This window comes from Achromobacter sp. JCM 18799, assembly GCF_055395645.1.
This window is the reverse complement of the sequence record NZ_AP043866.1, coordinates 2,516,426-2,529,490: the sequence shown is the minus strand read 5'-3', so window position 1 is coordinate 2,529,490 and position 13,065 is coordinate 2,516,426. Positions and strand designations below refer to the sequence as shown.

Sequence of the window (13,065 nt, the reverse complement as noted above, 5' to 3'; positions counted from 1 at the left end):
GTCGCGGCGCTCCTGCGTCAAGCGGGACGCAGCGCCCGCTTGTACGCTTCCAAGGTGCTGAACATCTTGCCCGCGAGCCGGAAATTGGCGTCGGCGTAGGTCCGGGCGTTGTCGATCACGGCTGCGGTTTGCGCGGGATCGCCGCGGATCTGCATGATGCGGTCTGTGTAGCCTGCGACGTCGCCCGGCGCGGCCAGCCAACCGGTCTGGCCGGGAGCGACGATTTCCGGCAATCCGCCGACATCGCTGGCGACCACCGGGCGGCGCGCGGCAAACGACTCGGGCACGACGCGTGACCAGGCTTCGGTGGCCGAAGGCACCAGCACCACGTCGGCGGCGCGGATCATCTCCGCAACATTGTTGCGATGACCAGCGAACACCACATGCTCGGAGATGCCCAGGTCGACGGTCAATTGGTGCAGCGCATAGGCATAGGGCTTGGTGCTGGCCGTGGGCATGCCGACCACCAGCGCGATGGCGGGCAGGCCCTGGCCGCGCAACCGGTGCACCACGCGCAACAGGTCGGCCTGGCCTTTCTCGGGACGCAGCATGCCTATGGTGGCGATGACCCAGGCGTTGTCGGGGGCTCGGATGCCCAAGGCCTGCCGGGTGCGCAGGCGTGACTGCGGCGTGTCGGCGGATTGGAAGAATTCGTCGGCGGCCCATTCTCCCACCACGCTGATCCGCTGCGCGGGGGCCAGGCGCGCCGCGACGATTTCCTGCTTGCCCAGCAGGCTGGTCGCGATGACGTGGTCGCAGCCTATTTTCCATTCCAGCCGCCGCCGTGGAGAGGAGGGCATGGGCTTGGCGAAGTGGCGCGTCCTGACGACGGCGCACAGGTCGCGGCACAGCGCAGCGGTCTTGCCGTCCGCGCGACTGTGGCTGTCGATCAGGTCGATGCGCAGCGTCTTGACCGCGCGCCGCAGCTTCAGGACCGTGGCCGGCGAGTAGGCGGCGTCGAAGTCCATGTCCACCGCGCGCAGGCCGCGCTGCCGCGCCTCGCGCCCGATTTCGCTGTCCGCTGGAGCGGCGATCGCCACTTCGTAGCCATGGCGCTGCAGCCATGCCGATTGCTCGAGGACGCGGAATTCCAGCCCGCCCAGGCTGCGCTCAGCCAGCGTATGCAGGATGCGCATGATGCTCCAGGACTTTGCGGCAGGCGCCCAGCACGTCGTCGGGCGTGACGGAATTGATGCCGTCGCGGGGATGGCGGGGCACGACCGCGGCGGAGTAGGGGCGGTCCCAGAACCATTCCGGATTGGACTCGTTGAAGACGCCCACGTAGGGCACGCAGGCGCCCTGGGCGATATGCGACGGGCCGCAATCGTTGGCCACGATCAGGCGCGCACGCAGCATGAGGGCGCTGAGCTCCGGCACCGAGCGGCAGTAGGCGATGGAAAACTCAGGACGCCGCATGGCTTCGAGCTGGTCGCGTTCGATGACTTCCTGTTCTCCCAGCACGAACAGGAAGCGGGTGTCCTGGCCCAGCAGCAGCTTTAGCCTTTCGGCCAGGCGCAGATAGTTCAGCAGGCTCCAGCGTTTGAACGCGCCGGAGCCGCCGCCAGGGATCAGGACCACGTCGGCCCCTGGTCCCTCGTGCCGATGCGGGTGGGCTAGTGTCTGGAAGCAACGGCGCGCCGCGGCCTCGGCGTCGAACTGCCGGTACGACGCCAGCAGCCGGAGATTCGCCAAGCCGATGTACTCGGCAAGGCTCTTGCGATGGGAGTGCGTCCAGGCCAGGTCGCTCATTCGCGCGTTGTGAAAGCCGAACCGCAAGGCGGGCCGGCGCAGCAGGTTGATCAGGCCGAAGCGTTCGCTGCTGTGGTGCAGGCTGACGCAAACGGGGGTGTGCTTCTTGAGCGTGCGCAGATAGTCGCCGAACGTGGCGGCCCGGACAAACTCGTCGACCCAGGGCACGCCCCGGTAGAAGCCGGCGAGGTCGTCGCGGGCGACCACCCGGATCCGCCTCGAGGCCCACCAGGTTTTCAGTTGATAGAGCGCCGGCAGGGCGACGATCTGGTCGCCCAGCTGGGGCTGGCTTCTGACATATACGACGACTTCCGACATGGGCAACCTCGTTTGCACGGCAGTTTTCTTGGAGTCCGCAGACTGCTGCCGCGCAATGTATCGATCCTGTCGAATGAATCTTTCCGAGGTCTTTTAAGGAATGTGAAGAAGCTGCCGGACGTGGTTAACACAACTAAACAACTACATCCTTCTGCTGTTTCGGTTCACGTCGTCGTTGCGCGGCTACTTGGAGCCGCCGGAGTTCGGATAGCCCGGAGGCGGCGTAGCGCCGCCGCCCTTGGTGCCGGGCACGTTGTCATTGGCCTCGCGGTGGCGGCCCTGCTTGTCGGTCTTGTGCATGTCGGACCGGGCGTGGTCGCCCTTGTTCAGGTTGGGCGGGGTGGTCGGCGTGTTCGGCGTCGCATTCGGCGCGGGCGGCTTCTGTCCGGGCGGCACGGGCTGGTTGGGGGGCACGGCGGTGCCGTCGTTCGGCGTGTTGGACGGCGAGGTGGGCATGGCGGACTGCGCCAGCGCACCGGCCGAAGCCAGTCCGGCGGACAAGGCCAGTGCGTAGGTGAAGGCTCGGAATTTCATGAGTACGCTCCTATGTGAGATAGCGGGATGCGATCCGCAAGCGCCATGCCCGGGCTGAGCCGCCGGGGAGAGCGTCACAAGAGCGGGAAAAAATGCCGATCGGTGGAATATCTGCGCGCAAGCGCTGCAGTTGGCTTCGCGCCAGATGTTCAGGGGGCGGTGGGCACGACGCTTGCTGGATGGGGCAGTCCGGATCGGCGCACGAGACGCCGCCGTTGCCGGAGTTCAACGTGGGGATAGGCCCCGCACAGGAGAAACGCATGGAGCATCAAACCAATATTGTTGGCGGACCCAAAAGTTCGGCGACGGGCCCGGGCCCTGAAGTCATGGCCGCGGACACCCTGGAGGGCAACGATGTCGTCAACGCCGCGGGAGAAGGGCTGGGATCCATCAAGGACATCATGATCGACGTGCCGCGCGGGCGAGTCGCGTACGCGGTGCTGTCGCGCGGCGGCATCCTGGGGATGGGCGACAAGCTCTTTGCCATTCCCTGGGCGGCATTGACCCTGGACACGGACCGCAAGTGCTTCATCCTGAACGTGGACAAGGAGGTGTTGAAGAACGCGCCGGGGTTCGACAAGGACGACTGGCCCAGGATGGCGGACGAAAGCTGGGCGCTCAGCGTGCACAAGTACTACAACCAGGATCCGTACTGGTAACGCGCAGCTTTGAAGGGCGGCCCCGAGCCGCCCTTTTTCAGTCATCCCGTTCTTTCCATGCCGGTCGGCCGGCTTTTCCTATGCACACCCCTCTTAGCCACGATGCCGGCCTGGCGCTACGCTCGGTCAAGTTTTCGGGAAAACACGCAGGCCGGCGGACTCCCGTTGCCCTGCGCCGCGAGGCGGCGGGGCTCAACGGATTCAGCTTCCAGGCGCCGGCCGAGTTGGTAGCGCGGGTCCGGCATCGTATCGACCAGGCGGAAAGCGAAAACTGGATGGCGCGCCTGTGGCAATGCGACGCCACGCTATGGACGTGGACCGATGAGGATCGCTGGCTGGGCTGGCTGCAGCCGGGCATGGCGCCCCGGGCGCTCGGCCGCATGACGGCAATCTGCCGCAGGTTGTGCGTGGCCGGGTTCTCGGATGCGGTGTTGCTGGGCATGGGTGGCGCCAGCCTCGGCGCCGAGGCGCTGGCCCGCACGCTGGGCGTGGCCAGCGGAGGCTTGCGCCTGCACGTGCTGGACTCGACCGACGTAGCCCAGGTGCGCGCGGTGCAGTCCGCGGTGGATATCACGCGTTGCCTGTTCATCGTCTGCAGCAAGTCCGGATCGACCCTGGAATCGCGCATGCTCGCTGCCTACTTCCATGAACAGGTGGCGCGGCGGCTTGGACGGCAGGAAGCGGGGCAGCGCTTTGTCGCCATTACCGATCCTGGGTCTCCGATGCTGGACCGCGCACGGGCGGACGGTTATGCCGCCGTCTTCGAGGGCGAGCCGTCCGTGGGCGGGCGCTACTCCGTGCTGTCGCCCTTCGGACTGGTCGCGCTGGCGCTGCTGGGGCACGATCCCGCGGCATTCCTGCGCAGCGCCCGCCCCATGGTGCGGGCATGCGCGGCGCAGGCCCAGGCGCGCGCCAATCCGGGGTTGCTTCTGGGTGCGCTGCTGGGCGAGGCCGCATTGGACGGCCGCAACAAGCTCACCATCCTGGCCGCGCCCGGGCTGGAATACGTGGGGTGTTGGCTCGAGCAATTGCTGGCCGAATCCACAGGCAAGAATGGGCGGGGCATCATTCCCGTCGCCCACGAGCCGGCCGGGGATGCGTGCGATTATGGCCGCGACCGCATGTTCGTCCACCTTGCGCACAGCGATACGCCTGGCGCGGACCTGGACACGCGTATGCGGCGGCTGGCGGCTGTGGGATTCCCGGTGGTGCGTTGCGAGCTGCCGTCAGCCCAGTCGCTGGGCCAGGAGTTCTTTCGTTGGGAAATGGCCACCGCCGTGGCCGCCGCCGTGCTGCGCGTCAACCCGTTCGATCAGCCGGACGTCGAAGCCAGCAAGGCGCGCACGCAGGCGCTGGCGGCGCGTCACGAAGCCGGCATCGGGGGAGCCGATCCTATGCCCCGGCTAGTCGAAGGCGCGCTGGCCTTCCATGGCGAGGCCCAGGGGGCGACCGCGATCGAGCTGCTGGCGTCGTACTTTGCGGGAATGGACCAGGGCGACTACGTGTCGCTGCTGGCCTATGTCGCACGGAATCCGGTCCACGAGGCGCGCCTCGCCGCGATGCGCTGCCGGCTGCGCCAAGCGACCGGGGTTGCAACCATGGGCGGGTTCGGTCCGCGCTACCTGCATTCCACAGGCCAGTTGCACAAAGGCGGCCCCGCGGGCGGACGATTCCTGTTCATTACCGCGGACGCCGGGGAGGAGCTGCAAGCGCCCGGCCACGCCCTGGGCTTCGCCGCCATGCAGCGCGCGCAGGCCTTGGGCGACATGGAGGAGTTGGCCTCGCGGGGCCGGCCGTGCTTGCGCGTACACATCGCGGGGCCGGTGGAGGCAGGACTCTCCCGCCTTGCTGCGCTGCTGGACCGCGCGTTGGTCTCAATGGTCGTCAGCTAGCCGCCTTGCTCGTCGCCGCCCTGTCGGGCGGGCGCGGCCAGGGCATGATCGAGGTCGATCTCGACTGCCCGGTCGAGCCGCAGGACCAGCTGAAGCGTCGGCAGCACGAACTCAAGATGCTGGGCGTTGCTTACGCTGCAGGACAGTGGGGCGCCGATTCAGAGGAAAGCCGCAACGCAGCAATTGCCGTGCCGCATGCATGCGGGCACGTGGTTTGCTGATGGCGATGTGGCGGCATTCCGTCCGCCTTCAGGAGCAGCGTCATGGACAAGTTCGACCGCGATACGACGGCGGCACCCGCCGAGATCTTGAGTGAAGGTGAACAGAGGGCGCGGCGCACGCTCGAAGCTGCGCGGCGCTTGCTGGACCCGCAGGCGGAACCTGCCGCCGCCGTCTCTTCAGTTGAGGCGGAACTCCAGCGCTACGTCAGGCAGGCGTACCACAGGCGCTCATACGGCGCCTATGGTTGAGCGTTACGGCTGCGGGTCGTCCCAGACTGACGTGTGCCGATACTGTTCGGCGCGCGCCAGCGTGCGGTAAAAATCCGCGCCGACCCGTATCAGCCTTTCCAGTTCCTCCGGCCGCAGCATGGGCTGCAGCGCGATCAGGCATTCGGCATAGTTGGCCAATACTTCCGGCCATTCATGGAAGTCCCGGTCGACCGCTGGCGTGGCGATCATTTGTGCCAATAGTTCCTCGCGATCCATATGCATGTTCCGCAGCAAGCGTACTGGTTGCAGATGCGCCCGCAGGTATGCGCATCTGTTCCTACGCGGGTATCGAAAACCCGGGGAATGGCTCCTACTTCTTGGCGGCGTCCATGCGTTGCTGCATGCTTGTCGCCATTTCCAGGTGTTGCTGTAGCACCGGCAGGGTCTCGATTGCGAATTGCTTGACGTCGGGATCCTTCACATCGTTCGAGGCTTTCTCGAAGAGCTTCACCGCGTCCTGGTGCGCGGATACGCCGATCTCGTCCACATAGGCCTTGTCGAAGCTGTCGTCGCGCAAGCCCAGCGCCTTCAGTTTGGCCTGCTGGACCAGCGATGGCTCGGTTGGCGCCTGGTAGCCCTTGCCTTGCGCGAGCGTGGCCAGCTGTTGGCCGGCCTTGCCGTGGTCATCGATCATTTTCTGGGCAAATGCCTTCACGTCGGGGTCGCGGGCTTTCTCCAGGGCGAGCTTGCTGCCGGCGACTTCGAGATTGCCGGCCTGGGCTGCGTTCTCCAGGAAGTCGCGGTCGGCGCTGTCCAATTTCGCTTCCGCGGCCGAGGGGCGCGCGGCGGGCGCCGTCTGCGCCTGCGCTGCAGGGGCCGCAGCCCATGTCAGCGAGGCGAGGACCGTGGCGGTCAGATAGCGGATTTTCATGGAAACCTCCAGATAGGGGCGCAGGGCGCCATTTGAGTGGGAAGCCAGCATCCAGCAGCAATCGCTGTTCCCGCCCGTCGGCGGCTTCAGAGGGGCTTGGGCTTGCCCGTCAGTTCGGCGTAGGTCGCCGGCGTGGCGTCGGCCTGGCCAGTCTTGAAGACCCAGGCAGAGCACTGCGTGCCGGCAGGAATCTCATCGTCGACCGCGTCGGTGGCGCCCGTAGTTGTCGGCAAAGCTGCTGTGCTGGATCACGCCCAGGCAGGTTTCAGCCTGTATGGTGTTGGACCGCAGTCGGGCGTCTTCAGCAACGCCTCCCGCCTGCGCGGCGGTGGCGATCACGCCTGCGCTGCCTCCCAGCGGCTGGCCGAGAACTTCTCCGCCATCATCAAACTGCCGTACCCCATTGCCATTTCGGCGATGACTTCGCCCACCGCGGGCGCGATCTGAAAGCCCCCGCCCGAGAAGCCGAAGGCATGCAGCAGCCGCGGCACCCTGGGGCTGAAGCCGATGACCGGGTTCTTGTCGCTGAAATAGCCTTCGATGCCGGACCAGCAGCGGATCACGCTGGCGCAGGCCAGCGCGGGCAAGACGGATGGAGCCGTACGGCCGAGTTCGGCGAGCGCGGCGCGACCCGGCCGGCTGCGGTCTCCCGGCAGCGCGCTGCCGTAGCCGCCGCCCATGACCACATTGCCGCGCGCGACCTGGCGGGCGTAGAAGCCGCCGCCTTCCACGCCCAACGACACGCCGATCTGGGGTGTGAGCGGCTCGGTGACCAGCATGGTCGGATACTTGACCTGCAGGGGCAGGTCGTCGCCGAACCAACGGGCTACCGCCGCGCCCCAGGCGCCAGCCGCATTGATGACGGTGTCGGCGTGTACGCGCCGGCCGTCGGCGGCAGTCAGCAGGAAGCCGCTACCCTGGGTGTCCGCCTGCGTGATGGCGCAATGTTCGAGCAAGCTGGCGCCGGCGCGCGCGGCGGCATGGGCGAAGGCGGGCGCGACCAGGCGCGGATTGGCCTGGCCGTCTTCCGGACATAGCGAGCCACCGGCAATGCCCGGACCCAGCGCGGGAAAGCGGCGGCGCAGCTCGGCGGCGTCGATGATCTCCAGGCCCAGGTCGAAGTCGCCGACCTTGTCGCGGTAGGCACAAAGCTTGTCCAGGTCGGCCTCGGAGCGCGCCAGCTTCAGGTGGCCGCTGCGCACGTATTCCGCATCGGTGCTGATGAGTTCCGGCAGGCGGGACCAGATGCCGTGCGCGCGCTGCGCCAGATATAGCTGTTCGATCGAACGTCCCTGCCTGCGCACGCCGCCGAAGTTGACGCCGCTGGCGCGTGCGCCGCTTGCGCCGCTGTCGATTAGCGCGGTGGCGATGCCCATGCGGCGCAGCGCCAGGGCGGCGCTGGCGCCCACCAGGCCGGCGCCGATGATGGCGACTTCCGTGTGCAGCGGGTTCATGGTTCCACCTTGCCGAGCATGGACAGATTCAGGGGCTTGACGGGCGCCTGGCCGCGTAGCCGGCCTATGTCCGCCAGGGCCAGTCCACGGCAGTCGGCCAGCAGTTCGGCCGCACCTGCCTGGCACATGCGTCCCTGGCACAGGCCCATGCCGATGCGCGTTAGCGCCTTCAAGCGGTTGAGGTCGTCGATGGCGTATTGCGCGGCCGCGGCGCGCAACGTGCCGGCGCGCACTTCCTCGCAGCGGCAGACCATGACGGAGTCGTCGCAGGCGCCATCCGCGCCGGGCAGGGGAAAGGCCCGATCCAGGCCGCGCCGGAATTGCGCCCAGCGCGCCTGGCGGCGGGCCAGCCACTGCACCCTGGCGGCGCTGACGTCGATGCCGCTGTCTGCCAGCATGGCCAGCGCGGCGCGTTCGCCCGCAAGCTCGGCCAGGATGGCGCCGCCTATGCCTGCGCCGTCGCCGGCCAAGTAGACGCCGGCCTCCGAGCTGCGGCCTTCGGGATCGCGGCGCGGCAGCCAGGCGCGCTGGGCCGTGTCGAATTCAAAGGCGCAGTCCAGCAGGTCGGCAAGCTGCGTTTCCGCGCGCAGTCCGTGGCCGATTGCCAGCGCGTCGCAAGCAATGGCGCGCTGCTTGCCGCCCAGGGTCGCGAGCGTGCGCTCGACGCGGCCTGCGCCCTCGGCCGCATCCAGCCTTGCGCCGTGGTGCACCGGCACGCCGCGGGCGCGCAGCCAGCCCAGGTAGTACATGCCCTTGGCCAGCATGCCGGGCTGGCTCAGCAGTGCCGGCGCGGCGCGGACCTGGCTGCCTGGCGGCGCGCAGTCCAGCACCGCCTGCACCTGGGCGCCGGCGCGCGCATATTGGTAGGCGACCAGGTAGAGCAGGGGGCCGGTGCCGGCGAACACGATGCGTGGCCCAAACGTACAGCCCTGGCTCTTCAGCGAGATCTGCGCGCCGCCCAGCGTATAGACGCCGGGCAGGGTCCAGCCCGGGAAGGGCAGGACGCGGTCGGTGGCGCCGGTGGCAAGCAGCAGCCGTGAGTAGGGCAGGGTTTCCAGTTCGCCGTGGCGGACCAGGTCCAGGCTGCCCGGCGCGGCATTCCACACCGCGGTGGCGGCGCGGTAGTCTGCCCGGGCAGCTAGGTCCGCGCCCGCCGCGTGGATGGCTTGCGCGCGCTTCCATTCGAAGCCATAGCGCTGGCGCGCGGAGCCGCGAGGGGCCGCGCCTTGGCGATAGATCTGGCCGCCAGGCAAGGCGGCTTCGTCCACGATCACCGGGCGCACGCCGTGGCGCAGCAGCGTCTGCGCGGCGCGCACGCCCGCAGGACCGGCGCCCACCACCACCATGCGCGGCGCGCCATCGGCGCCGGGAGGGTTCACTTGCATGCGAGTTCTCCGGGCTGGGCGCTGACCAGTTCCATGCCGTCTGCGACCGCGGTGGAGCAGGCGCGCAGGCGTGCTCCGTCCGCCGTCTGCACCCAGCAATCCTGGCAGGCGCCCATCAGGCAGAAGCCGGCGCGCGGCGCACCTTCGCCCAAGGTGACGCGCAATTGCTGCGCGGCAAGCAGCAACGCCGTCAGCACAGTGTCGCCCTCATGGGCTTGCAGCGCCAAGCCGTTCCAGGTCAGGCGCAACGGCGCCGAGGCAGGTACCGAGACGCGGCGCAGCAGCGGTTTCATGCGGCGGTCTCCGCGCGGCGCAGCTGGGACAGAGTGCGGTCTGGCAGGATGATGTCTGCGTCGTAGCGCAGCTCCACGATGGCCGGCATGCGATGCTCCCGGGCATATGCCAGCGCGGCGTCATAGGCCGGCGCGAAATCCTCCGTGCGCTCGACCGCGGCGCCGTAGCCGCCATAACTTTGCGCCAGCCGCGCGAAATCGGGGTTGACCAGTTCCGTCGCCAGGGCGCGTCCGGGATAGGCGCGTTCCTGATGCAGGCGGATGGTACCGAACAGGCCGTTGTTGAAGACCAGCACCACAATGCCCAACCGATACTGGGCCGCGGTGGCCAGCTCCTGCATGGTCATCTGGAAACAGCCGTCGCCGGCGAAGCAGACCACGGCTGCGTTGCGGTCGCGCAGCTTGGCCGCGATGGCCGCAGGCAGGCCGTAGCCCATCGCGCCGACGGCGGGTGCAAGTTGGCTGCCCGGTCCCTTGAATGCGATGTGCCGGTGCGCGTAGAGCGCGTAGTTGCCCGCGCCCACTGTGACGCAGGAATGCCGCGGCAGCGTGGCCGCGACGTGGCGCGCCGCCGCGTTCAGGTCCAGCGGGCCGGGCGTGGGCGGCAGCGCAGGCGCCGCGGCGGCCGCTACAGCGCCGCGGCGGCGCGGCTGCCAGCCCGGCGTCGGCTCCAGTCCCGCGGCGGCCCGGGCGAAACCGTCCACACTGGCGACCATGCCCAGCGCCGGCGTGCACAGCCGCCCGATCTCGTTGGCGTCCGGGTGGATATGGATCAACGTCTGGCGCGGCGTGGGCGAAGCCAGCCACTCATAGTTGATGGTTGTCGGCTCGCACAGGCGGGTGCCCAGCGCGATGACGAGGTCGCTGTCCATGACGGCGCGCTTCTGGTGCGCGGGCATGCTGGCGCTGACCTGGCCGACGAAATTGGGATGGTCGTTGTCGAACAGCTCCAGGCGGCGCCAGGCGGTCGCTACTGGCAGGTCGAAGCGCAGGGCGAAGTCGCGCATGGCCTCGCGCGCGGCTTGCGGCCAGCGCGAGCCGCCCAGCAGCAGCAAGGGCCGCTCTGCCGCTTCCAGCAATTCACGCAGGCGCAGCATGTCGGCGTCGGCCGGACGGGCGCAGGGCGGCTGTGGCGCGGCGGCCAGGGCCACGTCGGCGACGCCGGACAGCATGTCTTCGGGCAGGGAGAGGACCACCGGTCCTGGGCGTCCGCTCGTGGCGATCGCCCAGGCGCGCGCCAGGTATTCGGGAATGCGGTCGGCCCGCTCGATCTGCGCGACCCATTTCGCCAGCGGCGCGTACATGGCGCGGTAGTCCACCTCCTGGAAGCACTGGCGGTCGGCGGTGTCGCCGCCGACCTGGCCGATGAACAGGATCATGGGCGTGGAGTCTTCCCTTGCCGTGTGCACGCCGATCGCCGCATTGGTGGCGCCCGGGCCGCGCGAGACGAAGCAGATGCCCGGCTGGCCGGTCAGCTTGCCATGCGCTTCGGCCATGTAGGCGGCGCCGCCTTCCTGGCGGCAGACCACCGCTTCGATCGCGTCGCGCCGGGCATAGAGCGCGTCGATGCAAGGCAGGAAGCTCTCGCCCGGCACCATGAACACGCGCTCCACGCCATAGGCCTGCAGCTGCGCGACCAGCAGTTCGCCGCCGCTGCGGGAGGCAGGGGCCGGCGCGCTCATGCCGCGTCTCCTTGCAGCGCCAGCGCCACGCGTTCCGCGCCATAGTCGCGTTCGGCCGCGGTCCGGCTGACCTTGCCGCCCAGCACGTCGTTGCGGATGGCGGCCGCGCTACGGTCAGCGGGCGCGCCGTAGCCGCCGCCGCCGGGCGTTTCCAGGCGCACGGACTGGCCGCTGGCCAAGCCGTGGCCGGCGATCTTGTTGGGCAGGCGCTGCTCGTCGGCGCGGCCGGGGTTCTGGATCACGCGCGAGGTGCCTCCCGTCAGGCCGCCGTTCAGGCCGGCCGCGCCGAACAGCGCGGCGTCGCAGCGGATGGTGCAGACCAGCTGGTCATGCAGCGAACGGATCTGGCGCGCGATGCCCATGCCGCCGCGATGGCGGCCCGCGCCGCCGCTGTCGTTGACCAGCGCGTACTCCTCGACCAGCAGCGGGTACTCGATCTCCAGCGCCTCGGCGGGCAGGTTGGAGGTATTGGTCACGTGTACCTGGATGCCGTCCATGCCGTCGCCCTGCGCGCGTCCACCCGCGCCGCCGCCCAGTGTTTCCAGGTAGACGAAGGTGCCCTTGCCGTCCTGCATGGGCACGGAGAACAGCATGGAAGGCATGACGTCGTTGCACGAGGCCATGGCGCGGTCTGGCGGCAACAGCTGGCCCAGTGCGCCGATCACCGTGCCGGCCACGCGCTGCGCGGTGGTGACGCGCGCGCCCACCGCCGCCGGAAAGCGCGGGTTGGTAATGGTGCCCTCGGGGGCGGTGATGGTGATGGGCTGGAACAGGCCGTTGTTGGGCATGAGCTCGGGATCGAGCATGGCCTTCACCGCGAAGTAGACGCTGGCGTTCAGGGCGCTGGCGGGCAGGTTGAAGGCGCCGCGCGCCTGCTTGCTGGTTCCGGTGAAATCGACATGGAGCTGGCCGTCGCGCGCCTCGACGTTGGCCTGGATGGTGACGGGATCGCCGCCCATGCCGTCGTCGTCCATGCGCTCGGTGAAGGTATAGGTGCCAGCCGGCAGTTGCGCGATGCGGTTGCGCAGGCGTCTCTCGGTATACAGCATGATGCTGTCGATGGCGGACAGCAGGATCTCCAGACCGGACTGCTGCACCAGTTCCAGCATCAGCCTGGCGCCCTTGTCGTTGGTGGCGATCTGGGCGCGGATATCGTGCATCCGATTGTCCGGTTCGCGCGTGTTGTGCGCGATCATCTCCAGCAGGTCCATGTCCAGCTCGTCCTCGCGCACGATGCGCATGGCCGGCAGGCGGATGCCTTCCTCCCACACCGTCTTCAGGTGGTGCGAGGTCGAGCCGGGAACGGCGCCGCCGACGTCGGTGTGGTGGCCGATGTTGGCCGCGAAGAAGCGCAGCACGCCCTCGTGGAAGATGGGGGTAATGACGGTGATGTCGGGCGCATGCGTACCGCCCGCCAGATAGGCGTCGTTGCACAGGAACGCATCGCCCGGGCGCACGCCGGCCGCGCCGTAGCGCCGCAGCACGGCGTCTATGCCGCCGGACAGCGATCCCAGATGCACCGGCACGTGGGCCGCCTGCGCCACCAGGCGGCCGGCGGCGTCGAATAGCGCCACGGAGCAGTCCTTGCGCTCCTTGATGTTGGTGGAAAAGGACGAGCGGATCAGCGTATTGCCCATTTCCTCGGTGATGGACAGCAGGCGGTTGCTGAAGACCTCCATTTCGATGGGGTCGAAGGTGTCCGTGCCGGCGGCGGAAGTCGATCGATTGGTCATGGCG

At 68.6% G+C, this 13,065-nt stretch carries 15 protein-coding genes; 4 read left to right on the top strand and 11 right to left on the bottom strand.

Translation table 11 applies throughout. From position 1 onward, the window contains the following. Positions 1 to 17: 17 nt before the first annotated feature. The 3 genes from ACZ5YA_RS11995 to ACZ5YA_RS11985 all read right to left on the bottom strand — a co-directional run bounded on the left by ACZ5YA_RS11995 (position 18) and on the right by ACZ5YA_RS11985 (position 2,601). Complete coding sequence (locus tag ACZ5YA_RS11995) at positions 18 to 1,136, bottom strand: glycosyltransferase family 4 protein (protein ID WP_464092573.1); 1,119 nt, start codon at positions 1,134 to 1,136, stop codon at positions 18 to 20. Continuing rightward, positions 1,111 to 2,067 carry a glycosyltransferase family 9 protein gene (locus ACZ5YA_RS11990; protein ID WP_118934890.1) on the bottom strand — a complete coding sequence of 319 codons (957 nt, stop codon included), beginning with the start codon at positions 2,065 to 2,067 and terminating at the stop codon, positions 1,111 to 1,113. The genes ACZ5YA_RS11995 and ACZ5YA_RS11990 overlap by 26 nt, the downstream gene beginning before the upstream one ends. A 183-nt stretch (positions 2,068 to 2,250) precedes the next feature. Further along, on the bottom strand, positions 2,251 to 2,601 hold the full coding sequence (locus tag ACZ5YA_RS11985; RefSeq protein WP_059371843.1) for a hypothetical protein: 351 nt from the start codon (positions 2,599 to 2,601) through the stop codon (positions 2,251 to 2,253). A 260-nt stretch (positions 2,602 to 2,861) separates the two neighbouring features. Between ACZ5YA_RS11985 and ACZ5YA_RS11980 the strand changes: the two genes are divergently transcribed. From ACZ5YA_RS11980 to ACZ5YA_RS11965, 4 genes are all read left to right on the top strand, one after another. After that, a complete protein-coding gene (locus ACZ5YA_RS11980; RefSeq protein ID WP_059371844.1) occupies positions 2,862 to 3,260 on the top strand; it encodes a PRC-barrel domain-containing protein in 399 nt (132 codons plus the stop codon). Positions 3,261 to 3,340: 80 nt separating this feature from the next. Then, a complete protein-coding gene (locus tag ACZ5YA_RS11975; RefSeq protein ID WP_464092572.1) occupies positions 3,341 to 5,152 on the top strand; it encodes a hypothetical protein in 1,812 nt (603 codons plus the stop codon). Between the two features lie 5 nt (positions 5,153 to 5,157). Then, a complete protein-coding gene (locus ACZ5YA_RS11970) occupies positions 5,158 to 5,373 on the top strand; it encodes a hypothetical protein (RefSeq protein WP_464092571.1) in 216 nt (71 codons plus the stop codon). Positions 5,374 to 5,415: 42 nt separating this feature from the next. Then, entirely contained in the window at positions 5,416 to 5,622 is a 207-nt protein-coding gene (locus ACZ5YA_RS11965) for a hypothetical protein (protein WP_059371847.1), read from the top strand. Positions 5,623 to 5,625: 3 nt separating this feature from the next. Here the strand turns inward: ACZ5YA_RS11965 and ACZ5YA_RS11960 are convergent, their stop codons facing one another. From ACZ5YA_RS11960 to ACZ5YA_RS11925, 8 genes are all read right to left on the bottom strand, one after another. Then, complete coding sequence (locus ACZ5YA_RS11960) at positions 5,626 to 5,859, bottom strand: hypothetical protein (protein WP_059371848.1); 234 nt, start codon at positions 5,857 to 5,859, stop codon at positions 5,626 to 5,628. A 94-nt stretch (positions 5,860 to 5,953) separates the two neighbouring features. Next, positions 5,954 to 6,514, bottom strand: coding sequence for a DUF4142 domain-containing protein (locus tag ACZ5YA_RS11955; protein ID WP_251881407.1), 561 nt, complete (start codon positions 6,512 to 6,514; stop codon positions 5,954 to 5,956). A gap of 86 nt (positions 6,515 to 6,600) precedes the next feature. Further along, positions 6,601 to 6,747, bottom strand: coding sequence for a hypothetical protein (locus ACZ5YA_RS11950; protein WP_464092570.1), 147 nt, complete (start codon positions 6,745 to 6,747; stop codon positions 6,601 to 6,603). A gap of 102 nt (positions 6,748 to 6,849) precedes the next feature. After that, positions 6,850 to 7,968: an NAD(P)/FAD-dependent oxidoreductase gene (locus ACZ5YA_RS11945; protein ID WP_059371849.1), complete on the bottom strand. Its 1,119-nt coding sequence runs from the start codon at positions 7,966 to 7,968 to the stop codon at positions 6,850 to 6,852. Continuing rightward, entirely contained in the window at positions 7,965 to 9,353 is a 1,389-nt protein-coding gene (locus ACZ5YA_RS11940; RefSeq protein ID WP_118934901.1) for an FAD/NAD(P)-dependent oxidoreductase, read from the bottom strand. Before ACZ5YA_RS11940 ends, ACZ5YA_RS11945 begins: the two co-directional genes overlap by 4 nt. After that, complete coding sequence (locus ACZ5YA_RS11935; protein ID WP_118934903.1) at positions 9,344 to 9,646, bottom strand: (2Fe-2S)-binding protein; 303 nt, start codon at positions 9,644 to 9,646, stop codon at positions 9,344 to 9,346. The genes ACZ5YA_RS11940 and ACZ5YA_RS11935 overlap by 10 nt, the downstream gene beginning before the upstream one ends. Beyond that, positions 9,643 to 11,328 carry a thiamine pyrophosphate-dependent enzyme gene (locus ACZ5YA_RS11930; RefSeq protein WP_464092569.1) on the bottom strand — a complete coding sequence of 562 codons (1,686 nt, stop codon included), beginning with the start codon at positions 11,326 to 11,328 and terminating at the stop codon, positions 9,643 to 9,645. The genes ACZ5YA_RS11935 and ACZ5YA_RS11930 overlap by 4 nt, the downstream gene beginning before the upstream one ends. Next, on the bottom strand, positions 11,325 to 13,061 hold the full coding sequence (locus tag ACZ5YA_RS11925) for a hydantoinase B/oxoprolinase family protein (protein WP_464092568.1): 1,737 nt from the start codon (positions 13,059 to 13,061) through the stop codon (positions 11,325 to 11,327). The genes ACZ5YA_RS11930 and ACZ5YA_RS11925 overlap by 4 nt, the downstream gene beginning before the upstream one ends. Positions 13,062 to 13,065 lie beyond the last annotated feature (4 nt).